Here is a 24,652-nt window from a genome sequence, read left to right as displayed (position 1 = left end):
CCTCATTGGCCGCGTGTACGTCCGCTACCCAAAGTCGCCCCTGCGCATCAACCACCCACTGCCGCTTGCGCCCATTAACGGCCTTGTGGCCATCCATGCCGCGTGCCACGCTGCCCATTAGGGCTATCTTAACTGATTGTGAATCAATGCAAAGTAGCGAAGGTGACGCTTCCTGGCCAGCTCGGATTCGGTCGGCTTGATTCAAGGCAGCATTAAGTTTCTCAATGGTTTCATCCAGCTTCCAGCGGTGGAAGTAGTAGCAGATGGTCTGCCAGGGCAGGTGCTCGAATGGCAGATTGCGCCATTGACAGCCCGTGCGGAGTTGCCAGAGCAGAGCGTTGACGATAGGGCGAAGATCATGTTTTCGTTTGCGCTGAAGCGGTAAAAAAGGCGAACCGGGTCGCCGGAGCGATTGCCGCCCACTGAGAGTCAGTTAGTGGTCTCCACTGAGTAGTCATTGTTTGTAAGCTTGGTCGCTACAAAGATGACCTGACTCTCAGCTTTCAGCTATTCCAAAACACGCTCTTATCTTAAACACTTATGCGAAATCTATTCAGACAACTATCAGATTATTCCTGTTCGAGAACGTCGCCGTAGCGAAAGTAACACTACTATAATAAACGAAGACGCTTTTTTATTTCCTGTTGACGGTCGCCATTGCACATATATCTTGTGGGAAAGTATTGAAGATAATCGAGCAACATACGTCTTCCGTTGTTCATCTGATAATTATACAAAAGCAATTCAAAAAATTTTCGATTATGTAAGTTCAAAAGATGTAACAAATAAGAGAGACCGCCTTCGGCAGAGTAATGTTAGTTATTTCAAAGCTTCTGTTGTCGAATACCAACAATCTATAAACCACGATGATCTCAACGATTGGAAGCGTCGATTATCTGAAGTTTGCTGGTAATAAGACTGTCGCTAGAGCATCGGCCCCAGGTCAACGTTCATCAGGGGCGAAAACGAAGAGCTGATAGCAACCCCACCGTCGCCTTTGCAGTACCGCAGCCATTCGCCAGAATAGTAATTATAAACGAAGCCTTCCAGAATGCCGTAATCGTCGTCTTCGATAAGGTTGATAATTTTGTGAAGATCCCGATTAGCCGACCGGGGCTGAGCTACTTCGATAACGATACGGGTCAACTGCGCTTCGTTATCGAACAGTAGCACATCGGGAACCTGATGCCCCGGGCCTTCACCGAGCGGTGTCTCTGGCAGCGGCATCAGAGAAATTGCCCGTCGATGATAATACAGGACCCCTAGTTCGATCGTCAGTTTGCTGATAACGATCTGATGAGCCAGTGGGGAGTTAGTGCCATCGTCATGGACAACAAAGGGCGAGTGAAATGATGGTTCGTACATGACCAGCTTTTTTTACGTCAAGATATCGAAAAAACTTTATGCAATAATGCAACGCCCGACACCGTTGCGCTGTCTTTCTCCTGATTGCAACTTAAATTACCTGTTCCGCTGAATCTGTTAGAGTCCAAACCATACCCAGACCGCCATGCTGATCTGGTTAAACGCTGCCAGCAGGGCGAGCGACGGGCTCAGTATGACCTGTATCAACAGTATGTGAAAGCCATGTACAACGTCTGTCTTCGAATCGTAAACAACGAAGCCGAAGCCGAAGACGTACTGCAGGAAGCCTTTATTGATGCCTTTAGCCACATCGGCTCGTTTCGAGGGCAAAGTACGTTTGGCGCCTGGCTGAAACAGATTGTCGTAAACCGGGCCATCAATCACCTGCGCAGCCGCCGAATGACGCTGGTCGATATCGAGTCGCACCGGCTGGGCGAAGATGATGGTCCCGACCTGGCCGATCCCGAGCCATACGACGAAGAAGGGGTGCAGCTGGAGGTCGATCGGGTCCGGCGGGCTATGGCTCAGTTGCCCGAAGGCTACCGGGTGGTGTTGTCGCTGTATCTGTTCGAGGGTTATGACCACGAGGAGATTGGAAACGTGCTGAACATCAGCGAAACCACCTCCCGGACGCAGTACCTGCGGGGCAAAAAACGGTTGCTTGACTTATTAACCTAACAACAAAACGATGAAGAAAGATAATCTGGAACGCTTCGTCCGCGACAACCGCGAAGCCTTCGACGACTGGGAGCCGCCCATGGGCGACTTGTGGAAGAAAATAGAAGAGGGGCTGAACCAGCAACCCGGTCAGCAACCGACCAGCGCCCCCTCACCCTTCCGGCATGTGCATAAAAATACCGGCAAACCGGGTGGGCTGCAGATTGGCTGGCCCAGCCTCGACTGGCGGGTAGCGGCTTCGGTGGCGATCCTGCTGCTGGCCGGTGGCTTCTGGTACATGAACTACCAGTACGGCGTAACCCACCAGCCCGAGGTCGTTGCCGCCAGCCCCATGTATGCCAGAGAAGTTGTTCAGTATACCCGACTGATCGACGATAAACGGGCCGAACTGATGCAAATGACTCAGGACGATCCGGAACTGTATGCGGAATTTGCCACCGACCTCAACCGGCTCGAAAAGTCGTATCAGTCGCTGAAGGCCGATTTACCCAAAAATCCTAATCAGGAAGTCCTGATTCAGGCCATGATTCAGAATCTGCAGATTCAGATCAACCTGCTCAATGAACAGCTGCGCGTCATACAGCGCATTAAACAACAAACCAATGAAAATCCTGTGTAGTCTGGTACTTTGCCTTTTGCCCATGCTATCGTGGGCCGGGGAGCCGACTGATCTCGGCGCAGTGGAGAAAAAGAAAACGATCATCAAACTGTTCGACGTAGATGCCAATGATGTGCTCACAATTGACAACCAGTACGGGCAGGTAACGGTCGGGCTGTGGGACAAGAGTGAGATCCGGGTTCAGATTACGGTCCTGGCCAATTCCGACTCCGACGAACGGGTGCAGCGATTTCTGGATGCCGTAACGATTGACGAAAAACGAGCGGGCAATCAGATTGTGGTACGAACCAACTTCAGCCAGAGCAGCCTCTCGAACTGGAGCCTAAGCAGCTGGAAAAACGACGGCGACCGCAACTTTGTCCGGATCAACTACGAGGTGATGATGCCTAAGCAGAACGCCCTGACTGTTCGGAACAAGTTTGGCAACACCAGCATCCCATCGTTTCACGCACCGCTGACCGTGTACAGCCGCTATGGTAATTTCAGCGCCGACGAACTCACCAACCGCCAGACCGACATCGATGTGGCCTACGGTAAAGCCATGATCCGGGCGCTCGAAACAGCGAAAGTAGACGTGGCCTACGGTAATCTGGACCTGAACCGGGCCAATGCGCTGACGCTGGTCAACAAGTTTGGGAAGATGCACATCGGCAACGTCGGTAAACTCGATGCCAACATCGATTATTCCGGCGCTACCATCGGCACCCTGCGCGAGTCGGGCCGTATCAATCTGAGCTTTTCGGGCGGATTCCGGATCGAGCAACTTCCCAAAACAGCCGATAACGTGGCTATTCAGGCGAGCTACTCATCCGTGGCCCTGCCCATCGAGAACGGAAACGACTGCGACTTCGACGTAACGGTCAGCTACGGCAATTTCAACTACGGCAGCGGCTCAACCATGCATTTTACCACCCAGCCAAACGACAACAACAACCGGGGCGCCCGTCTGACCAAGCAATACATTGGTAAAGTCGGCAGCGGGTCGGGTACGAAAGTGAAAGTGGTGTCGAAGTTTGGAAACGTAAATTTCAAATAGTTAGCCGCTCGATAACGGCCCGATGCTGCGGAAACTCGGTCAGCAGCGCGGCCCGGTCACCCATCTCGAAATCAGCGAAGTCGAAGCCCGGCGCCACGGTACAGCCGACTAGCGAAAAACCCGCGCTGTCTGTAGCGCCGGCCGGCTTCGCGCCGAACCAGCAACCAGCTGGTACAACCGCCTGAAATACCTCCCCCTGGTCAGGTCTGTTTCCCAGCCGAATGATGCGCAGTGACGCGTCCGGATTGATCACAAACACCTCCAGCGGGCCGCCCGCGTAGAAGTGCCAGATTTCGTCGGCCTGAATCCGGTGTAGGGCAGACACGTGGTGATTCTCGAGCAGAAAGTAAATAGCCGTTCCGAACGCGCGTTCGCCACCAAACCGCGCGGGCAGCGCCCCGGCCGGAATGCACTCCTCTGCCCGATAGGTTTCGGCGAAATACCCACCTTCCGGATGCGGCTGAAGCTTCAGCAACTGAACGTAATATGACGCCGACGTACCCATTATTGATTGGGTGGTTGGCTGAAAGAGTAATTGAGTGTTTAGCAAGCACCCAATTACTCTTTCAGCCAACCACTCATTAATTTACGGCTTTGACGACATTGGTAAACTCACGCGATTTGAGCGATGCACCACCGATGAGGCCACCGTCGACGTCGGGTTGCGCGAAGAGCTCGGCCGCGTTTTTTTCGTTGGCACTACCGCCGTACAGGATCGTAATATCCTGCGCAATGGCGTCGCCGTACTGGCCCGCAATGTGTCGGCGAATCTCGAAGTGCATATCCTGCGCCTGGGCCGATGAGGCCGTCAGCCCGGTGCCGATCGCCCAGATTGGTTCGTAAGCGATCACGACTTTAGCAAACGTTTCGGCCGAGAGGTGAAACAGGCTGTCCGTAAGCTGGTCTTTGACGAAGCCGATGTAGTCGCCGTTTTCGCGCAGCTCGCGCGACTCACCGCAGCAAAAGATCGGTGTCAGGCCATTTTCCAGCGCACTGTTTACTTTATCGGCCAGCTGAGCGTTGGTTTCGCCGAAGTACTGGCGCCGTTCGCTATGGCCCAGAATGACGTATTCAACCCCGATCGACTGGAGCATGGGGGCCGATATTTCGCCGGTATAGGCGCCCGAAGCTTTCTCGTGGCAGTTCTGAGCCCCGAGTGCTACCCGACCGCCGGCCGTAATATACTGCCGCGATGTGGTCAGATACAGAGCAGGTGGGCATAATACCACCGTAACGTCGCCGGTGACCTCATCTTTTACCATGTTAACAACCTCCGACAAGAGCGCTTTGGCTTCTTCGAGGGTCTTGTTCATTTTCCAGTTACCGGCAACGATCTTTTTACGCATAACAGATTAATAATGTGACAATAAACAGTCAGGCTGAATCAACAAGGCAAACAACTTGTTTGTCAATCGGGGGCGAAATTAGGGCTTTCTAACCGAACCCACTCCCCCACTACCGGCTAAATTTCGTAGCCGAATAGCCTATTCTCTATCCCGTTAATAAAGTAATGAAACCGAATACCTATTTTTTGTGTTATTCGGATAAAAAATACGTAGATTTCAATGCTTTAGACTATTTACATGAAACCGCTTTTCCTGGTGATCGGACTGTTGAGTGCTTATCTGACCGCACAGGCAGATGATCATACACGCACGCCCGATCGGGACCGATATGGTTTCTTCATCGCTGGCAACCGTACCTGGACCCGCATCCCGTTTCAGCTCCATTCCAACCTGATTATCGTACCGGTTCGTATCAACGAGTCAGATACGCTCCAGTTCATTCTCGATACCGGCGTCAGCAATACCATCGTTACCGACCCCAGCGCCTTTAAACGGCAACCGCTGCGGCTGGCCCGAAAAATCAAACTCTCGGGCGCAGGCGAAGGCGGCAACCTGACGGCCTCGGTAGCAATCGATAACTCGCTGGTGCTGGGTGGTCTGCGAGCGACCCACCACAATATCGTCATGCTGGATGAAGATATTCTGAAGTTATCAGAATACGTGGGTACGCCCGTCCATGGTATTTTTGGCTATGAGATCTTCGCCAATTTTGTGGTCAACATCGATTTTCAGCGTCGGGAAATCATGCTGATTAGTCCCAAAAAGTACCGGTATAAGAAACGCAAAGGCGACCGCTACCCCATCATCATCCAGGACACCAAAGCTTATACCGATGCGTTGTCGGTCTATGACGGGCAGAAATCGATGCCGCTGCGCGTGGTGCTCGATACCGGCGCCGGTCATGCGCTCCTGCTCGATCGGTCGCGGAGTACGGCCATGATGCCGCTTCCCGAAAAGAGCATCCGGGCTCAACTGGGCCGGGGCCTCAACGGGGTGATCAACGGCAGCATGGGCCGCATTCAGAAGGTAAAATTCGGCCGCTACGAGCTGGATAATATCCTGGCTTCATTTCCCGACAGCACCGCCTTTGGCATGAAACTGATCGACATGCCCGAACGGCAGGGCAATGTGGGCTGCGAGTTGCTGCGTCGGTTCAACGTAACGTTCAACTACCCCGATCGGTACGTGGTGCTGAAACCCATCAAACGCGCCATGCGCGAAGGCTTCGAACACGACATGAGCGGCATGGAACTGCGGGCCAAAGGCGACCGCTTCCGCAACTACTACGTCGATAAAGTCATTGAAGGATCGCCCGCCGATCTGGCCGGCCTTCAGGAAGGTGACGAAGTGCTGTTTGTCAACAATAACTCCACCAAAGACCTCACCATCAGCGATATATACAAGATTCTGCAAAAGGGTGAAGGCCGGGAAGTATCGATGCTGGTTCGGCGAAACGGGCAGGTTATCATCACCAGCTTTGCGCTGAAACGGCTGATCTGAGCGTTATTCGAGCCGATCCAGCTTGAACCGGAAGGTAGTTCCTTTTTCCAGCTTGCTCATGACGGTAATTTTAGCCTTGTGTGCATTCAGGATGTGCTTCACGATGGCCAGCCCCAGCCCCGTACCGCCCCGGTCTTTGGAGCGGCTTTTCTCTACCCGATAAAACCGCTCGAAAATACGACTGAGGTGCTCGGGCGGAATGCCGGGGCCGTCGTCGCGTACCGATACCAGTACGTGTTTTTTGTCGCCCTCCAGACTGACTACCACCCGGCCGTTTTCATTACCATACTTCACGCCGTTCTCGATCAGGTTGGTCATCACCTGCAGAATACGCTGCGGATCGGCCTTGACCCAAACGGGCCCCGGTTCGGTAGTTTTAAGCCGCAGGGTCGTGTTTTTCTTGCTGGCGATGTCTTCCAGCTGGTCAAAAATCTCTTTGGTCACCAGCACCAGGTCGACCCGGTCGAAATTCATCTTGACCTCGCCCGTTTCCAGCTGCGACAGAGCCACAAGGTCTTTCACCAGCGCATCGAGCCCATCGAGGCTTTTGGCTGCCTTCGACAGAAATTTATCGCGCACCTTTTCGTCGTCAACGGCGCCGTCGATGAGGGTATGGATGAACCCCTGGGCCGCGAAGATGGGCGTCTTCAGCTCGTGTGATACGTCGGCCAGAAACTCGCGCCGAAACAGCTCCAGCCGCTTCAGTTCATCGATTTCTTTTTGTTTTTTGGCGACGTAGACAAAGATTTCGTCGTTCAGCTTCTTGAAGGGGTTCGTGTTCTTGATGATCGACTTGCGCGAGATGGTAAAGTCCCGAATCTTCAGCTTGTGAATGGTTTTGTACATCTTGTTCACCTCCCTGAATACCAGTAGCTCAATAGCGTACAGAACCAGAAAGAACGAAATGACAAACGACGATATGCCCACCACGAAGAGCATGTTGTACGTAACCCCTTCCACAAACGTCAGAAACGCCAGCGTCAGCGCCGAAATCAGACAAGCCAGCAGAAGCGCAATAAATCGGGGACTGAGAGACATGTAGCGAATACGTGAATGAGTGAATGAGCGCGTTGGGCCTGCCCGCCCTGTTCAGCTACCCGACTCAGATCTACCTGGTAAAATTATTCGCTAATTCACTCATTACCGAACGCGGCCCGCACGAATTCACTCATTCATTCTGATCGGTGAACATGTAGCCGACGCCTTTGAGGGTTCGGATGTGGGTATCGCCGATTTTTTCGCGGAGTTTGCGGATGTGAACGTCGACGGTGCGTTCGAGCACGTAGATGTCGGCGCCCCATATTTTCTGGAGCAGTTCTTCGCGGCTGAACACCTTGTTGGGGTGCTGCGCCAGGAAGAAGAGAAGTTCAAATTCTTTCTTGGGCAGAATAACCGACTTGTCGTCCTGGCTAACGGAATAATTTTTGCGGTTGATGAGCAGGTCGGCAATAGTTATCTGCTCACCGGGATCGGCCTTCTGGGCTTCGCGCCGGAACAGGGCGTTGATCCGGCTCATGAGCGCCCGCGGTTTGATGGGCTTGGTAATATAATCGTCGGCCCCGACATCGAAGGCCGCGACTTCGGAGTACTCTTCCGAGCGGGCGGTCAGGTACAGAATGTAGGTCTGGCGCAGTTCCGGAATGTCGCGCAGTTGCCGACCGGCTTCTATACCGTCCAGATGGGGCATCATAATGTCGAGTACAACGAGTTCGGGCAGGTAGGTCCGGGCTACTTCAATGGCCTTGCGGCCATCGGTGGCGGTACGTACGTCATAGCCTTCTTTAGAGAGGTTGTATTCGAGCATCTCGACAATGTCGGCGTCGTCGTCAACGACTAAGATGCGGTGCAGGGGTTGAGCAGCTTTAGCAGCACTCATACGAAGCAGAGTTGGTGAGAACGACCTGTTTGGTATAGCAGGTGGCCCGAAGTTACGCGGCTTATCCACAACGTTACGACTACCGAGTCCATCCTTAACAATAATTTAACAGCCTGTGTTACCTGAATTTGATTGATTTCTGCCTCAATACGAACTGGTTACCAACCCAATCCGTCTGGCTTACTCAGGTAGTTCCGCTCAGGTTAACCAGCAATTGTTCGGCTATACAGTAAAGAAAATAACGATTAGCCGCTTCCCGATGTTTACCTCTCATCATGGATACACGCTCACCGGAGGTTCAACTACCTCTTTACGCTAAAATTACCTGCATACTTTTATCGATTGTCATCCTGGTTTATGGGCTTCACACCTTACAGGGGCTGCTGATTCCACTGGTATTCGCCATCCTGTTCTCGGTATTGCTGTTTCCGCTGGCACAACGGCTCGAAAACTGGCGAATCCCGCGTATCGTGGCCGTGCTGCTGTGCCTGCTGCTGACGCTGGCCGTTATCGTCGGTATTCTGTACGCCGTTTCGATGCAGATCAGCAGTTTTGCCGAAGTGATTCCGCAGCTGATCAAACGGGGCAACGAATACCTGAATCAAATTCAGACCTATGCCGACGAGCAATTCAACATTGACCGTAAGCGGCAGATTTCCGAAGTTCGAAAATACCTCAACCAGCTCCTGTCGGAGGGCGGTACGATCCTGACTTCGACTCTGCTGGCCACGACCAGCACCCTCACCGATGTGTTTCTGGTCTTGCTGTTCGTCTTTTTCTTTCTGCTTTACCGCGACTTTTTCCGGTCTTTTTTCTACAAAGCGTTCCACGACACCCGCCGGTCCAAGATCGATGCGGTGCTGCATGGTATTTATACCGTTGTGAAGGATTATCTGGCGGGGCTGGTGCTGGTGATTCTGATCATCGGTACGCTGATGACGGTTGGCCTGCTGATTCTGGGTATCGACTACGCCGTCTTTTTCGGCTTCTTCGGCGCCTGTCTGGTGCTGATTCCGTATTTCGGTATCTCGCTCGGGTCGTTGCTGCCGGCGGCCTATGCCCTTGTCACCGAAGATAATCCGCTCAAGGCGCTGGGTGTCATCGGCGTTTTTCTGTTCGTGCAAACGATCGAGGGTAATTTCATTACTCCCTACATTGTAGGCTCCAAGGTAAGCATTAACCCGCTGGCGGCTATCATCGTGCTGATCCTGTGGGAGAACGTATGGGGGCTTGCCGGTCTGGTACTGGCGCTGCCCGTAACGGCCATTCTGAAAGTGATTTTCGACGCGGTAGAGTCGCTGAAGCCCTACGGATTTCTGATCGGCGAGGCCGAAAAACCGCGTCCGCCCATCAAGAACCTGCAGCAGCTCACCGATCAGCTCCCCCGACGAGCCAAAAAAGTCGGGAAAGTCGAGGAGAAAGATTAGGTAGCCTCAGCCCCGCACCCCCCTAACCTGACGTGCCCATGATCGGGTACTTAGCCGGGTATAATCAGAAATTGAGCGGGTCCAGGTTTTTGAAATGACCGTTCATGCGGATTCGTTGCTTGGTGCGCTCCATATCGGCCATGACGGGCAGCACGTTGTTGAGGTGCTGAATCAGAAAAAGCTGTCGTTCGGCTTCGGTGTCGAGCGTCAGCAGTTCGTATTCCTGCTCGACCGACAGCCCGACCTTATGCGCCACGCGGTACGAGAAATTTTCGCCAACCGAGTCATAATCCGTTTCGATCTGAAGCAGGTCGTACAGACGCTCCAGTCGCTGAGTCAGCGCGTCGGCATGGGCGCTGAAGCTATCGCCGGGCTCGACCAGCTCCACCTCGCCACCCGCATAGAGCTTACCAGCTACGGGGTTTTCGAAATTGACAAGCCGAAATACCTTGATTCCTTTCGATTTTATATCCATCCGGCCGTCGTCGTAGCGCTTGTGCAGCGTCGTTACGTGCATCTCGGTGCCGTAGCCGGGTAGTTTGTTATTGATGAACGCCGGGATGCCGAACGTTTTTTCTTCTTCCAGACATTCGCTGATGAGTTGACGATAGCGTGGTTCGAAAATGTGCAGGTTCAGGTCTTCGCCCGGGTACACGATCAGGTTGAGCGGGAATAGCGGCAGCGTTTTTTCCATAGCGTCGAAAAGGTACGGGTTTTCGCTAAATACCCCATCCCGAGAGGGCTCAAAACTACCGTTGCGCCTGAAAAAGGGCCGTCGACTCGGCAAACTGAACCCCGCGCGCCCGGGCTTCGCGGTAGATCGGCTCGCCCAGGTGGCCCAGCCCGCTTACGTCAGACATACAATCGGTAACCACTACCAGCTTAGGAACGAGGTGCGGGGCCGAATCGAGCAGTTGTTTCAGGCTGTTGGCTACGCAGTGTGACCTGGCCTCGCCCATCAGATAAACGGCATCGAACTGGTCCAGATCTGCAATCAGCCCCAGGTTGAGCTGGGTTTCGGGCACGGCGGGGTCGGGCACCTGCGCCCGGAAAATGCCGAAGTGCTCGGTGAGCGGATAGAGTCCTTTCGGTACGGCCACATAGTCGCGGTCGCGCTGGCGGGACCAGCTTTTGAGGGCATCGAGCAGCGTATCGTGCAGAGCCGCCCCCCGCGACCCGATCAGACAATGCTCGGGCCAGATGAAGTGCGAAAACTGCCCGTCAGCTTCGAGATCCCGAACGTACTGACGCGCCCGCGCGGCTTCGAACCGGGGAGTCCACCGCCCAGCCTCTACCTCAGCGGCCGAGATCGGCGTAAACGGAGCCGGATGCTGACCATGGGCATCGTGCCAGAACAGCGGATGGGCTATGTCGAGGATGTGGTGCGTATCGAGTGTTACGACAATATGATCGATCTGGTCAGCATGGTTCGTAATCAGTCCGGCCATCCGCTCAACGTCCCGGTCTGCCCCGGGCACGAACAGGGCGCCGTCGGGATGGCAGAAGTCAATCTGCGTATCGATGATAAGAAAGGCGTTACCCATACGATCAAAGCTGGTTTTGCGGCCGGGCAGACCCTTGCTGCAGACACAGCCACGGGCGAGACGACTCTGCCGGTCGATAGCGTTAAAACGTGTACCGTTTCGCGATGGTTTCGCCGGGAAGCAGCCAAACGCCCCGCGCCGACTGCGAATAGAACGATGATCCAAAAGGTAACTCCTCGCGCCGGGTACGGCCGTTCTTCAGCCGGACGTCTACCGCGCGGGTGCGGGCATCGACAGGCGTGAACGTCCGGGGGTTCTGGGTGGCCAGGATGCGCATCAGACCCCGGTTCTGGGATACCGCTACCCGACAGCGACCCGCGGCATCGGGCCAGCTAACGATGGCGCGGGCGTTGCCGGGCACGTAAAGGCCACTTTGCTGCATGGTTAGGGGCACGAATCCCCCTTTGCCATCGCCCCGCAGCACCAGTCCGTTGAAGGCATCCATCCGGCCCGCTATCAGATCGCTGCCATGTTCATTGCCCACCAGCACCGCATCCAGATTACCATCGCCGTCGATATCCTGCGCCACCATGCCGAAGACCGGAGCGGCCTGCGCCATCAGCGGCAGCGGCCGAACGGCAAAGGTACCGTTGCCCTGGTTTTCGATATAGCTGCTGGGCGTATAGGTTACCGACAGTTTGAGCGCCTGCGACCGTTCGTCTTCGGTCAGAACTTCGCTCATGGTGGCCTGACCCAGGGCCGCATATTGCACATACCGCTTTTTGATACCGATCATCTGCCGAACCATATCGTCCCAGCCGAAGTACGGATACTCCTCGTACTGGCCTTTCTGGTTCTTGAAGTACACCGAGGTGAAGGCGTCGTAGAAACCATTGTTATCGAAATCACCGGCATACATCCGGACGGGTTGTTTATCGGTAGCCCGCAGGAGCGTATTCTGCCCCAGGTTCCCGGCCAGGTAGTCGATATCGCCATCGTTGTCGAAATCGCCGGGGGTCAGGCTGTTCCAGAAGCCGGTTTTATCGGCGAGGCCCTTCACGTCGACAGGTTCGAGCCGCCCATTGGTGTTCCTGAGCATGAGGGGGGCCTGCCACTCACCAACGACCAGCAGGTCGACCCGCCCGTCGTTATCGTAGTCGGTCCAGAGCGCGTCGCAGGTCAGCCCGCCTTTGGCTAGGGCCGGGGCCAGCTGGGCGGTTACGTCGGTAAAGCGCACTACCGAAGGCCCACCCGCCGAGCCGGGTTTGGCACTGTCGTTGCGCAGCAGGAAACTCCGCACGGGCGCCGGGTACCGGTTCGGTTCGACCCGCCCGCCCACAAACAGATCCAGATCGCCATCGCCGTCAACGTCAGCCGCTTTCACGCATGAACCACTAACCCCCGTTTTGGGCAGCGCACCAGAGGCCAGCGTGAACGCACCGCGCCCGTCGTTCAGGTACAGGCGGTGTTGAAGCGCTTCGGCCTGCTGATCGGGCTGAAACTCAACACTGCCACTGGCGGCATACAGATCCAGATCACCGTCGGCGTCGGCATCGAACAGCAGCAGCCCGGCATCTTCGGCCACTTTGACCGGCAGGGCCTGCGTCAAAAACCGGCCGTTAGCCTGCTGGAGCAGCAGGCCCGCCGACCGACCGGCGCTACCGCCCGAAATCATATCCTGCAAGCCGTCGCCGTTCACATCGCCCACGGCCAGCGCGGGGCCGTATTCGGAGAACTTGTGGAGCAGCGTTTTCTGGCTATTAAAATCGATATAATCGTCTTCGCCGTGCCGGTAGGCCAGCGCCAGCGAGTCGGTAATATCGCGCAGCCAGGTGGGGCGAGCCGGTTCTGCTTGGCCGGGCGCAACCATCCGCGCATCGGCCGCACTGACGGTAATGGTCTGGTCGGCGTTGACGCTGGGCAGCACCTGCACGCGCCCGCCGGGCCAGGTTATTTTCAGGTTTTTAAGGGTCGTAACCTCGCCCAGGCCCAGGTGCGCCACCGGCTCAACGCTCGACAGGAAGCCCCGGTAGGGCGTGTGTTCGTACAGTTCTTTGCGCCCGCCGGGCAGTTCGTACTCGACTATGGCGCCAAACCCCAGCCGGTTGGCCCCGTCGCCCTCGAACCGGATTCGGAGGTAGTGCGCTTTTTCGGGTTTGCTGTCAGCCAGGTTGTTCCGGTAGACAAAAGCCTGGTCGTTGATGTTGTTGATCACATAGTCCAGATCACCATCGCCGTCGAAGTCGGCATAGGCAGCACCGTTCGAGAAACTCGGCTCGGTCATACCCCAACGGTCGGTCACGTTCTCGAACGTACCATTGCCCCGGCCCCGAAACGCGTAATTGCTCACCTTCACCTGGGGCATTCGCTCGGTCAGGTCCAGGCGCATGGCGTCGGTCAGCAGGTTATTGACACCACTGTAGTAGTTGGTGAAGTCGCGGTCGGTCACATCGCGCGGGAAACCGTTGGTCACCAGCAGGTCGCGGTTGCCGTCGTGGTCCATATCGACCAGCAGCGGAGACCAGCTCCACTCGGTTTCGGCCACGCCGGCCATCATACTGATTTCGCTGAAGGTAGGGAGGCCTACGCCGGCCGTATCGGCCGAGCCGGGCCGAACGCCCTGGTTGAGCTGCAGCGTATTGCGGGCATACTGGTGTTCGTAGCCCAGCCGGTCCCACTCCTGATACACAAAATAGTTGCTGCCGCCCATCAGGCTCTTTTTGCGCAGGTTATCTTCGGGCAGCATGTCCATGGCTACGATATCAGCCAGGCCGTCGTGGTTGATGTCGGCCACGTCGTTGCCCATGGCCGAGTAGCTGGTATGCTTGAACGACTGGCGGGCACGGTTGGTAAAGGTACCGTCGCCGTTGTTGACGTACAGCAGATCGTTGGTGGCGAAGTCGTTGGTAACGTAGATATCTTTCCAGCCGTCGCGGTTGATGTCGCAGATGTTGAGGCCCAGCCCGAAGCCTTCGTACAGAATACCGGCTTCCCGCGACACATCCACGAACAGCGGACCCGCTGCGGGCTGCTGCCCTTTTTGCCGTTCTGTTGTCATGTTCCGGTACAGCCGGTCAACGTTGGGCGACGAACCGTCGGCTTTCTGCTCGCGCAGGTTGGTCGTGGTCTTCTCGTCGAAAATCTGGTCGACCAGCACGTACAGGTCCAGGTCGCCGTCGTTATCGTAGTCGAAAAAAGCCGAGTGGGTCGTATAGGTTGTGTCGGCAATGCCGTAGTCGGCCGCCATCTCGCGGAAGCGCGGGGCCCCGCTGGCGTCGTTTCCCTGGTTCACGTAGAGCAGGTTGGCCCGGCGGGCGGCCTGTTTGTGCAGCGTGTTCGAGACGTATACATCCTGCCGGCCGTCGGCGTTGATATCGACCACCGTTACGCCCGAGCACCAGCGGCCACTGCCGCCCACCCCCGCCGTTTCGGTTACGTCGCGGAATTGTATGCCCCCACCCGATTCGGTATCGTTGAGGTACAGCTTACTCGACACCTGGTTGCCCGCAAAAAACACATCGGGTTTCTGATCGCCGTTGAAGTCGCCCACGCCGACGCCCCCGCCATTGTAGATGTACTGATAATTCAGGATGTTGAGCGAATCGCTGTCGGTAATGGTATTGGCGAAGGTGATGCCCGTATCAGCCGCGTCGAGCCGCTCGAACAGGGGTTTGTCTTTACAGCCAGTCAGCAGCAGCGTGAGCGTGAGCGGTACCAGCCACACGCCATTTTCTACAATTCGTTTCATGCGTTTGATAGGAATCTGATCCGGTTCCGGTGGTATGCTAGTCAGATTCTCTTGCAATTTACCCATAAAAAAACACCCCAATCGGCGATCGGCGTGTTTTTTCATAAAGATACCATCATGCGACCTGGTTCCGGTCAAAGCTGGTTACCGGCTGGCTTTCTCCGACCCCGCCGGAGCCGGGCCAGCGCCGGTTGCAGCGTATCGCGCTCCACCACCAGAACACCCACCAGAAACAGACCCAGCAGGGCCAGGTGCACCGGTACGCCAATCCAGAGATTATCGATCGGAAACCGCCACGACGCCCAGATCAGCAGGCCACCACCGGCTATGTAACCCAGCGCCGAGCCCACCTCATACGGCACCGGGTAGTACTTCTGACCCAGCGCGTAGCACAGTACCAGCATTACCAGGCTCGACGTCAGAAACGCCAGTACGCAGCCCATGTAGCCCATGATCGGAATCAGCACGATATTGCCCACCACCGTAATGGTGGCGCCCACTACCGTAATCAGCGTGCCGAAGCGGGTCTGGTCGGTTAGCTTGAACCAGAGGCTGATGTTCTGATAAACGCCCAGAAACAGGTTAGCCAGCAGCAGCAGCGGCACGATGTTCAGCCCCAGCCGGTACTGCGGAGAGAGCATGAGCCGCCCCAGCACGTCGACGTTCAGGCTCACCCCGACCCAGATCAGTACGCAGACAATGGTGAACCACTTGGTCACCCGCGCCAGCAGATCAGGCGCGTTTTTATCCTCAGCCCGGGAGAAAAAGAATGGATCGGCCGCAAACCGGAACGACTGGGTAGCCAGGGCCATAAAAACCGACAGCTTGAAACAGTTGCCGTAAATGCCCAGCACATCTTCGTTGGTCAGTAGAGCCCCGTCGAGGCCGCGGTACAGGCCTTCGGGCAGGTAGTGCCGCAGAAAAAGCCGGTCGGTCAGGCCGTTGACCACGTTGGCCAGCCCCGTCAGCATAATGGGGTAAGCATAGATGAACAGCGTTCGGATGCGCTCGCTGTCGAGCTGGAAACGGAACCCCTTAAACGCATCGCGCAGCAACACGAAATAAAACGCATTGCCAAGCAGGTTAGCCAGGAAGATATAGCCCGGACCAACCGCCGGATCGTAAAAGAGCCGGATAAACGGCTGCAGGCCGCTGAGGTAGTGCCCCCGGTCAATATCGGGGCAGATAACCAGAAAAAACACGTTGAGCAGCACCACCAGACCGATATTCAGCATACGGGCCCAGACGAACTGGCGGGCTTTGTTCTCGACCCGCAGCCGCGCAAACGGAATGGCCATGATGGCATCGATGGCAATGATCAGTGCCGACCAGCGGATAAAGGTAGTCTGGCCGGGGTAGTTGAGCCAGACCGTAATCTGGGGCGCCAGGTACAGGAGCAGCGCCGTCATCGTGCCGGTAATCACCAGCACCAGGCTCAGCGTCTGGCTGAACGTATCGGCCACTCGGCTTGCTTTGTCGTCGCCCCTGGAGCGGGCCGCAAACCGGAAAAAAGCCGTATCGAGTCCAAACGTGTAAAAGACCAGCAACAGCGCGATATAACCGTAGAACTCGACGTTGGACGATAGCTGTTTGGGCTGAGCGAAGGCGTAGGTCTGGATCGGAACCAGCACGTAATTGAGCAGGCGACCCAAAATTGTACTGATGCCGTACAGGGCCGTATCACCCGCTAATTTTTTAAAGGCACTCATTCAAAACAAACCCCGATTAGGAAAGGGGTCCGACAAAGTTACGGCGTTTGGCTATCTTTGTCAGTTGAATGAATAATGTATCGTGACCAGTGTGTCTTACGCTTTGGGTTCATTTCATTATTCATGGTACATTATTCATTGTGCATTGATGAAATCTATCTCTTCCGCGCTGATTTCCGTCTATTACAAAGACGGGCTCGAGCCCCTCGTCCGGTTGTTGCACGAGCAGAACGTCAAACTCTATTCAACGGGCGGCACCCAGACGTTTATCGAACAACTCGGCATTCCCGTTACGGCGGTTGAAGACCTGACCGGATACCCGTCGATCTTTGGCGGCCGGGTCAAAACGCTGCATCCTGCCGTTATGGGAGGCATCCTCTACCGGCGTGAACTGCCCGAAGATCTGGCTCAGGCCGAGCGACACCGCATACCGCCCATCGATCTGGTCGTTGTCGATCTATACCCGTTCGAGGAAACCGTAGCGTCGGGCGCGTCAGACGAGGATGTAATCGAGAAAATCGACATCGGCGGTATCTCGCTGATTCGGGCGGCTGCCAAAAACCATAACGATGTGCTGATCGTGTCGTCGCGCGATCAGTATGCCGATGTGGTCACGCTGCTGACGGAGAAAAAAGGTCATACCGACCTGGCCGATCGGCGGCATTATGCGCGCCAGGCCTTTGCGGTCACGTCGCACTACGATACGGCCATTCAGGCTTATTTCAGCGCCGACGAGACAGACAGCACCGGCAACCCGTCGATCAACGAGACGATCTATGATTTCAGGAGCCTGTCGGCCAGCCATCTGCGCTACGGCGAGAACCCGCACCAGCAGGCTACCTTTTACGGTGATCTGGAAGCGCTTTTCACGAAACTGCATGGCAAAGAGCTATCGTACAACAACCTGGTCGATGTTGACGCCTGCGTGCAGCTGATCGACGAGTTTACCGACGAGTCGGCGGCTTTTGCCATCATCAAACATACCAACGCCTGCGGAGTCGCTACAGCCGACAGTCCGAAACAAGCCTACCTCAACGCCCTCTCCTGCGATCCGGTGTCGGCTTTTGGGGGCGTAATCATCACCAACGTACCCGTCGATCTGGAAACCGCCGAAGAGCTGAACAAGCTGTTCATGGAAATCCTGATCGCCCCCGGCTACGCACCCGAAGCGCTCGACCTTCTGAAGTCGAAAAAGAACCGGATTCTGCTTCAGCGGAATGCCATCGCTCTGCCGACGGTGATGTTCAAAACCATTCTGAATGGGGTGCTGGAACAGGACAAGGACAACCAAACCGAAACAGCGGCTCAGTTCAATACCGCCACCAACAAAGCCCCCACCGAAAGCGAAGTACGCGCCCTGGAGTTTGCGCTCAAGATTTGCAAACATACCAAGTCGAATACGATCGTACTGGCCAAGGAAAACCAGCTGCTGGCGAGTGGCGTAGGGCAGACCTCCCGGGTCGATGCGCTGCGGCAGGCTATCGAGAAAGCCGGCTCGTTCGGCTTCGACCTGAACGGGGCCGTTATGGCGTCGGATGCGTTCTTCCCCTTTCCCGACTGCGTCGAGATTGCCAGCCAGGCCGGCATTACGGCGGTTGTGCAGCCGGGCGGCTCTATCCGCGACCAGGACTCGATCGATTACTGCAACGAACACGGCATAGCTATGGTCGTGACGGGGGTGCGGCACTTCAAACACTGATTGTTCAGGCTGGCGAGACCCCGCGGTTTCGTCAGCCTTTTTCTACCCGCATCGGCTATGCAACTGCTCTACACCGCTTACTGCGCTGTTTACCTTGTGCTGCTGTACCTGCTGCTGTTTCCGTTGCAGTTTCTTTTTCTGCAACGGGAGGCCTGGAAACCGCTGGCCCACCGGGTAAACCGCATCTGGGGACGCCTGTTCTTTTTCGGAGCCGGCATTCCGGTACGAGTAGAGCATCGGTTCAGGCCCGACCCGCGGGGCACCTATGTCTTTTGCGCCAATCATTTCTCGTACATCGACATTGCGGCTATGGGAGTTGTTGTTGATAATTTCTTTGCGTTCGTTGGCAAGAGCGAGGTGAAACACATTCCGCTGCTGGGATACATGTTCGCCAAGCTGCACGTGCAGGTCGATCGGTCGCAGCCCAACAGCCGGGCCTACTCGCTGGCCAAATCCATCCGAACCCTGGCGGGCGGACGGAGTATCATGATTTTTCCGGAAGGGGGTATCCGCGCTGCGCAGCCGCCAACCATGGAATCGTTTAAGGACGGCGCGTTTATCATGGCTATTCAGCAGCAGGTCCCCATTGTGCCGATCTCGTTGCTGAACAACCACCAGATTTTGCCCGACACCCCCAAAGTACGTTTGCACCGACACCCCTTACGGGCGGTTATCCACCCGCCCATCGACACCAAAGGCATGACGCAAACCGATGTGGAGCGCCTGAAAGAAGAGACCTACCGCATCATCAACGCCGAGCTGATTAAAGAGAAACAAGTCCCCGCGTAGAGACGCAAAGGGTTGCAAACGAGACGCAAAGGGTTGCGTCTCTACAAAAAGAAACCGTATGAAAGTCGATTCAGAAACACTGCAGAAGATTGCTCACCTGGCCCGGCTGGAGGTGAAGCCGGATGAAGAAGAAGCCCTGCTCGGCAGCCTAAACGGGGTTCTGACCTGGATGGAGCAGCTCAATGAGGTAGACACCACCGGCGTTGAGCCTCTGACGCATATATCGCCCGAAGTCAACGTCCTGCGCGACGATGTGGTGGGCGAGCACCTCTCCCGCGCTCAGGCGCTGGCCAACTCGCCCCAGCATAACGGGCAGTTCTTCGAGGTGCCGAAAGTGATGGAGTAGAACCGCTGGGGCTACCTGTCAGGCGGCTCCCATTCCAGATCGGTTGGCCAGCAGGGTCCGGATCGGCTCCGCTACCGCTTCGGCATGGAAAACCAGACAGAAATGGTCGCCTGGCACGTCGACAAACGGCTCGTCGGGCGGGGCAACGATCGAATCACGACGGGCGTGGATACGCAGGTCGGGCTGAACCGTTAGCGGAGCTACTTTCGCAAAGAGCGTTTGCAGCTGCTGCCATACGTACAGCCGCGCCATAGTGGTAGACCCTTCCAGCAGCTGGTCGTACAACGCACGGGACTCCTGAAACGGGTATGCCTTCCGGAAAAAGCGGGTCAGCATCCGGCTTTGCGTCAGGCCCGTATTCAGCATCAGCTTCAGGATAGTCAGATTATCGGTCGGAAACAGAATTTTTTTCTGGTTCGTCCACGACGCCAACTGAATAACCGTAGACCCGCTCAGCTCCTTGATGTTGATGGCCACCCAGCCGCCCATCGAGTGACCAATGATCACATCGTCGGCCCTGATTTCGTACAGGTCGATCAGGGTCTGAGCCAGCCTCCGTACGTTCACCGCCCCCATTGGTTGCCAGCGCTGAAATTCGTCGGCCAGGTTGATACGGACGTACTCGGCCGGAGGCAGCAGCGGTACCAGCGTATCGAAAATGGTAGGGTCTTCAACATACCCATGAATCAACAGGATGCGGTTCCGCATACGATAACGAGTCTGCGTCAGGCCAGGATCGGCTTCACAATTTTGCCGGCCACATCGGTTAGCCGGAAAGGCCGGCCCTGAAACTGGAAGGTTAGCTTGGTATGATCGAACCCGAGCAGGTGCAGAATCGTGGCCTGCAGGTCGTGTACGTGTACTTTATCTTTTACGCCGTAGTAGCCAATATCGTCGGTTTCGCCGTAGGAGAAGCCCTTTTTGACCCCACCACCGGCCATCCAGACCGTAAACGCATCGAGGTGATGATCGCGGCCCATAAAGGGCAGCACCTGCCCATCACGGTTCTCCTGCATCGGCGTCCGGCCAAACTCGCCCCCCCAGACGACCAATGTTTCATCGAGCAGGCCGCGCTGCTTCAGGTCGTGCAGCAGGGCCGCCACGGCCTGGTCAGATTCTTTACACTTGGTTTTGAGACCGATCTCGATGGCGCCGTCGGCACTGGTCCCATGGGTATCCCAGCCCCAGTCGAACAGTTGCACAAACCGAACCCCGCGCTCGACCAGCCGACGGGCCAGCAGGCAGTTGCGGGCAAACGACCCCTGCGCCGGGTTTACGCCGTAGCTATCCAGAATGTACTGCGGCTCACTCTTGATGTCCATCGCATCGGGCACCGACATCTGCATCCGGAAGGCCAGCTCATACTGCGCAATACGGGTCAGAATTTCGGGGTCTTTCACCTCGTCGTACTGCTGCTGGTTGATCTGGCTGATGGCATCGATCGTTTGCTTTCGCACGTCGCGGCTGATGCCCGAGGGGTCTGACGCGTAGAGGACCGGATCACCATCGGTACGGCACTGTACCCCCTGATAAACCGTTGGCAGAAACCCACTTCCCCAAACCGACTTACCCGCGTCGGGCTGTTTACCGCCCGATGCCAGCACGATATAGCCCGGCAGGTTATCGTTCTCCGTACCCAACCCATAGGTCACCCAGGAACCCAGACTGGGCCGACCCAGCCGCGCGCTGCCCGTATGCATCAGCAACTGCGCCGGGGCATGGTTGAACTGATCGGTATGCATGGCTTTGAGGAAGGTGATGTCATCGACAACGCCCTGCAGATGCGGCAGGTAATCTGACACCCACGCCCCCGACTGCCCGTGCTGCGCGAACTTACCCTGCGGCCCCAGCATTTTGGGAACGCCCCGGATAAACGCGAATTTTTTGCCTTCGAGCAACTCCTGTGGGCAGTCTTTACCGTTGTATTTGGCCAGTTCGGGTTTGTAATCGAACAGCTCCAGCTGACTCGGCGAACCGGCCATGTGGATGTAGATGATGCGTTTGGCTTTGGGCAGGTATGCGGATGGGCGTGGCGCCGTTGCCGACCCGTCGGGCATCAGCGCCCCACCCACCTCGTTCGTTGCCGAATTGTCTTTGCTCAGAAAGCCGCAACTGCCCAGCACGGAGCTGAGGGCCATGGCGCCCAGCCCCGTTGAGCAGGTGTGCAGAAAATGGCGCCGGGTTTCGCGTTGGGCAGCCGCGTGCTGAAGTTCTTGCAGGAGCTTGTTCATTATTCCTTCGTTATCACTTCGTCCAGGTTCAACATGGTATTGGCCGTTACGGTCAGCGCGGCCTGCTGGGGCGTTACCGGTACACCGTCGGCTTTGGCGAGCAGCTTTTGGGCCTCGTCGGGTTTCTGCCGGTAGTACTGTTCGGTATTGCGGTAGAGCCGGGTCAGCACGGCCAGTTTGCCGGGTGGCAGATCGCGCAGCATGACCCGCCGAAAGCCAGCCTGTATCTGAGCCTCGGGCGTTTGGCCGCGCAGGCGCATGTAGTCGGCCAGTTTCTGAGCCGCTTCTACGTAGACGGGATCGTTGAGCGTCACCAGCGCCTGCAAGGGCGTATTGGTCCGCAGGCGACGCAGCTGGCAGAACTCCCGGCTGGGGCTATCGAACGTCACCATCGACGGATACGGAGCCGTGCGCTTCCAATAGGTGTACAACGCCCGCCGGTGCAGGTCTTCGCCGGTGCTCTGTTTCCAGGAATCACCGTCGTAGGGCGACTGCCAGATGCCTTCGGGCTGAACTGGCATAACGCTCGGACCGTACATTTTCCGGCTCAGGAGCCCACTTACCGTCAGCGCCTGGTCGCGCACCTGCTCGGCCGAGAGCCGCACCCGCGGGCCACGGGCCAGCAGTTTGTTGAACGGGTCTTTGGCCAGCAGCTCGGGAGTTGCTTTGGCGTGTTGGCGGTACGTGGCCGAGGTAACCATGCGTTTGAGCATTTTCTTCACGCTCCAGTTGTCGGTTTCCATGAACTCGGCCGCCAGGTAGTCGAGCAGTTCGCGGTGGGTAGGCGGTATGCCCTGGGTGCCCATGTCCTCTACCGTTTCAACAATACCTGTTCCAAAGAGCTGCTCCCAGAACCGATTCACGGCCACCCGGGCCGTCAGCGGGTGTTCGCGGCTCGTCATCCAGGCAGCCAGGCCCAGCCGGTTGCGGGGTAGTTTGGGGTCCATGGCCGGAAACGACTTCGGTACATCGGGCGTAACCCGTTTGCCTTTCACCAGCCAGTTACCCCGGTCAAAAATATGCGTGGGCCGAGCCAGATCGCCCGAACCGTCGAGCATGATCGGGGTTTGCTCCGGGTCTTTGTTGAGCAGGGCCAGGTACCGTTTTTCCTGTTGCAGATCGGGCAGCGCCTGCTGAAAAGCCACCCATTTGATCATGGTCCAGTTTTTCGGATGCTTCGGGTTGCTGAACGACAGGTGCAGGCTGTGCTGACCCGTTACCGCCGGCAGCGCGAAAATCTGGATGGTATCTTTCCATTCACTACCCGTCTTCGGCACCGGCTGGGTCAGCAGCACCGGCCCGTTGGGTCCGTCCTGCCGGATGGTCAGGGTGGCGCCGGCCTCTTTGGTACCCCAGGCAATCAGGAGCCGGTTATGGCCCGTCAGCGTTACCTTGTCCAGCTGGCCCACGCCTTTATCCTGCGCGCCAAAGTACTTGGCATCGAGCAGCGACGCATTCGTTATCTGTTTAATATCGTGGGAGTTGAACTTAGGCTCCATCGTTCGCAGAAACCGCTCATGAATCGATTCGGTACGAGCCGATACGTGGGTACGCATCCATTGTTTCAGCGCCACCGCTTCGGCCGAGTCGGCACCCTGGTAGAACCGGAGCGTCGGCGTTTCGCTCGTCACGTCTTCGTCGCGGGTGTTGTTGAAGAAGGCGAGGTACTTGTAGTATTCGTCGTGAGTAAACGGGTCGTAGGGGTGGCTGTGACACTGGATACAGGCAAACGTTGTCCCTTGAAACACGTCCCAGGTGGTGTTGACCCGGTCAATGACGGCCGCTACCCGAAACTCTTCGTCCTGGGTGCCGCCCTCATCATTGGTCATCGTGTTTCGATGAAAACCCGTAGCAATAAACTGCTCATCCGACGCCCCGGGCATCAGGTCACCGGCGAGCTGCTCGGTCAGGAACAGGTTATATGGTTTATCGGCGTTGAAGGCGTTGATCAGGTAATCGCGGTAGCGCCATATTTTACGACCCGGATCGCGCTCGTAGCCTTTGGTATCGGCATAACGGGCCAGGTCGAGCCACATGCCGGTCCAGCGTTCGCCATACGCGGGTGATGCCAGCAGCCGGTCAACTACTTTTTCGTAAGCCGTCGGCGATGGATCGTTCTGGAAAGCGGCTACTTCCTGCTGCGTGGGCGGCAAGCCCGTCAGGTCGAGGGTTACCCGTCGGATCAGCGTAGCCCGGTCGGCCTCGGGCATGGGTTTGAGCCCCTCGTCGCGGAGTTTGTCGAGAATAAAATGGTCAATTTCGTTTTTGGCCCAGCTGGTTTCATCGCTCCCGGCCAGCCCCAGCCGCGACCAGAACGTGCCGATAGCCGGTACATCGGGTTTTTCGACGCGCTGGTAGGCCCAGTGATCGCCCCACTCGGCCCCCTGATCGATCCATTTGCGGAGCAGATCAATTTCGTCAGGTTTGAGGGGCGGGTGGTCGAGCGGCATACGCTCGTCGTCATCTTCGGCCAGCGTCAACCGCCGGATCATCTCGCTGGCATCGGCATCGCCCGGAATAATAGCGGGCTTGCCCGACTTGGCTGGCGCCACCGCTTCGTGTCTGAACAAAAGCGAGAAATCTGAGGCTTTTTTCACCCCGCCATGGCAGGCAATGCAGTTTTTATTCAGCAGCGGCTTTACCTGCGTGTTATAGTCGACGCGGCTTTCGAACACGCCGAGAAACGACGATAAAACCAACGCCCCGCCAATGCCGGCTACTCCCAATACGATCCAATTCGCTCTCATACGTTTCGTACAGATGCAACTGTCTTCTTTTCCTATATAAAAGGAAAAGCAA

The 24,652-nt window shown here is 56.5% G+C and carries 21 protein-coding genes; 8 read left to right on the top strand and 13 right to left on the bottom strand.

What is annotated here, in order from left to right:
* Both FBR45_RS21520 and FBR45_RS21515 read right to left on the bottom strand, forming a co-directional pair.
* Positions 1-334 (bottom strand): transposase (locus FBR45_RS21520; RefSeq protein WP_246082333.1); only part of this gene is annotated, 334 nt, incomplete at its 3' end.
* Positions 335-924: 590 nt separating this feature from the next.
* The gene (locus tag FBR45_RS21515) at positions 925-1,365 is read right to left on the bottom strand and encodes a hypothetical protein (protein ID WP_138506155.1); all 441 of its coding nucleotides are present in this window, start codon (positions 1,363-1,365) and stop codon (positions 925-927) included.
* Between the two features lie 84 nt (positions 1,366-1,449).
* Here FBR45_RS21515 and FBR45_RS21510 point away from each other — a divergent pair, with 84 nt between their 5' ends.
* From FBR45_RS21510 to FBR45_RS21500, 3 genes are read left to right on the top strand one after another with little or no spacing between them, the layout of a single operon-like run.
* Positions 1,450-2,043, top strand: a complete 594-nt coding sequence (locus FBR45_RS21510) for an RNA polymerase sigma factor (protein ID WP_236648809.1) — start codon at positions 1,450-1,452, stop codon at positions 2,041-2,043.
* 10 nt (positions 2,044-2,053) lie between these two features.
* Positions 2,054-2,662, top strand: coding sequence for a hypothetical protein (locus tag FBR45_RS21505; protein ID WP_138506153.1), 609 nt, complete (start codon positions 2,054-2,056; stop codon positions 2,660-2,662).
* On the top strand, positions 2,646-3,698 hold the full coding sequence (locus FBR45_RS21500; protein ID WP_138506151.1) for a hypothetical protein: 1,053 nt from the start codon (positions 2,646-2,648) through the stop codon (positions 3,696-3,698). The genes FBR45_RS21505 and FBR45_RS21500 overlap by 17 nt, the downstream gene beginning before the upstream one ends.
* Here FBR45_RS21500 and FBR45_RS21495 read toward each other — a convergent pair.
* On the bottom strand, positions 3,691-4,203 hold the full coding sequence (locus FBR45_RS21495; protein WP_138506149.1) for a cupin domain-containing protein: 513 nt from the start codon (positions 4,201-4,203) through the stop codon (positions 3,691-3,693). The two genes, FBR45_RS21500 and FBR45_RS21495, sit on opposite strands and share 8 nt — an antisense overlap.
* 76 nt (positions 4,204-4,279) lie before the next feature.
* Positions 4,280-5,044 (bottom strand): triose-phosphate isomerase, encoded by a 765-nt coding sequence (tpiA, locus tag FBR45_RS21490; RefSeq protein ID WP_138506147.1) that lies wholly within the window; start codon positions 5,042-5,044, stop codon positions 4,280-4,282.
* 237 nt (positions 5,045-5,281) lie between these two features.
* Between tpiA and FBR45_RS21485 the strand changes: the two genes are divergently transcribed.
* A complete protein-coding gene (locus FBR45_RS21485; RefSeq protein ID WP_138506145.1) occupies positions 5,282-6,544 on the top strand; it encodes an aspartyl protease family protein in 1,263 nt (420 codons plus the stop codon).
* 3 nt (positions 6,545-6,547) lie between these two features.
* On the opposite strand, the gene FBR45_RS21480 is transcribed toward FBR45_RS21485, so the two are convergent.
* A complete protein-coding gene (locus FBR45_RS21480; RefSeq protein ID WP_138506143.1) occupies positions 6,548-7,582 on the bottom strand; it encodes a sensor histidine kinase in 1,035 nt (344 codons plus the stop codon).
* Positions 7,583-7,712: 130 nt separating this feature from the next.
* Positions 7,713-8,420 (bottom strand): response regulator, encoded by a 708-nt coding sequence (locus FBR45_RS21475; protein WP_138506141.1) that lies wholly within the window; start codon positions 8,418-8,420, stop codon positions 7,713-7,715.
* Between the two features lie 275 nt (positions 8,421-8,695).
* On the opposite strand from FBR45_RS21475, the gene FBR45_RS21470 reads away from it, so the two are divergent.
* The gene (locus FBR45_RS21470; RefSeq protein ID WP_138506139.1) at positions 8,696-9,847 is read left to right on the top strand and encodes an AI-2E family transporter; all 1,152 of its coding nucleotides are present in this window, start codon (positions 8,696-8,698) and stop codon (positions 9,845-9,847) included.
* Between the two features lie 64 nt (positions 9,848-9,911).
* Here the strand turns inward: FBR45_RS21470 and FBR45_RS21465 are convergent, their stop codons facing one another.
* The 4 genes from FBR45_RS21465 to FBR45_RS21450 all read right to left on the bottom strand — a co-directional run bounded on the left by FBR45_RS21465 (position 9,912) and on the right by FBR45_RS21450 (position 16,788).
* Positions 9,912-10,541, bottom strand: a complete 630-nt coding sequence (locus FBR45_RS21465; protein WP_138506137.1) for an LON peptidase substrate-binding domain-containing protein — start codon at positions 10,539-10,541, stop codon at positions 9,912-9,914.
* A gap of 55 nt (positions 10,542-10,596) precedes the next feature.
* Positions 10,597-11,391, bottom strand: coding sequence for a cysteine hydrolase family protein (locus FBR45_RS21460; RefSeq protein ID WP_138506136.1), 795 nt, complete (start codon positions 11,389-11,391; stop codon positions 10,597-10,599).
* A gap of 82 nt (positions 11,392-11,473) precedes the next feature.
* Positions 11,474-15,079 (bottom strand): VCBS repeat-containing protein, encoded by a 3,606-nt coding sequence (locus tag FBR45_RS21455; protein ID WP_138506134.1) that lies wholly within the window; start codon positions 15,077-15,079, stop codon positions 11,474-11,476.
* A gap of 134 nt (positions 15,080-15,213) precedes the next feature.
* On the bottom strand, positions 15,214-16,788 hold the full coding sequence (locus tag FBR45_RS21450) for a lipopolysaccharide biosynthesis protein (RefSeq protein ID WP_138506132.1): 1,575 nt from the start codon (positions 16,786-16,788) through the stop codon (positions 15,214-15,216).
* A gap of 145 nt (positions 16,789-16,933) precedes the next feature.
* Here FBR45_RS21450 and purH point away from each other — a divergent pair, with 145 nt between their 5' ends.
* The 3 genes from purH to gatC are packed head-to-tail and all read left to right on the top strand — an operon-like array spanning position 16,934 to position 19,622.
* A complete protein-coding gene (purH, locus tag FBR45_RS21445; protein ID WP_138506130.1) occupies positions 16,934-18,487 on the top strand; it encodes a bifunctional phosphoribosylaminoimidazolecarboxamide formyltransferase/IMP cyclohydrolase in 1,554 nt (517 codons plus the stop codon).
* Positions 18,488-18,544: 57 nt separating this feature from the next.
* Entirely contained in the window at positions 18,545-19,276 is a 732-nt protein-coding gene (locus FBR45_RS21440; RefSeq protein WP_138506128.1) for a lysophospholipid acyltransferase family protein, read from the top strand.
* Between the two features lie 58 nt (positions 19,277-19,334).
* Complete coding sequence (gene gatC / locus FBR45_RS21435) at positions 19,335-19,622, top strand: Asp-tRNA(Asn)/Glu-tRNA(Gln) amidotransferase subunit GatC (RefSeq protein ID WP_138506126.1); 288 nt, start codon at positions 19,335-19,337, stop codon at positions 19,620-19,622.
* A gap of 18 nt (positions 19,623-19,640) precedes the next feature.
* On the opposite strand, the gene FBR45_RS21430 is transcribed toward gatC, so the two are convergent.
* From FBR45_RS21430 to FBR45_RS21420, 3 genes are read right to left on the bottom strand one after another with little or no spacing between them, the layout of a single operon-like run.
* Positions 19,641-20,330: an alpha/beta fold hydrolase gene (locus FBR45_RS21430; RefSeq protein WP_246082332.1), complete on the bottom strand. Its 690-nt coding sequence runs from the start codon at positions 20,328-20,330 to the stop codon at positions 19,641-19,643.
* Between the two features lie 17 nt (positions 20,331-20,347).
* Positions 20,348-21,853 (bottom strand): DUF1501 domain-containing protein, encoded by a 1,506-nt coding sequence (locus FBR45_RS21425; protein WP_138506124.1) that lies wholly within the window; start codon positions 21,851-21,853, stop codon positions 20,348-20,350.
* Positions 21,853-24,600 (bottom strand): DUF1553 domain-containing protein, encoded by a 2,748-nt coding sequence (locus FBR45_RS21420; protein ID WP_138506122.1) that lies wholly within the window; start codon positions 24,598-24,600, stop codon positions 21,853-21,855. The genes FBR45_RS21425 and FBR45_RS21420 overlap by 1 nt, the downstream gene beginning before the upstream one ends.
* Positions 24,601-24,652 lie beyond the last annotated feature (52 nt).

The sequence above is a fragment of the Spirosoma lacussanchae genome, assembly GCF_005870035.1.
GTDB lineage: Bacteria > Bacteroidota > Bacteroidia > Cytophagales > Spirosomataceae > Spirosoma > Spirosoma lacussanchae.
The sequence above is the reverse complement of the archived record's forward strand: the minus strand, read 5'-3'. Positions and strand labels throughout refer to the sequence as shown.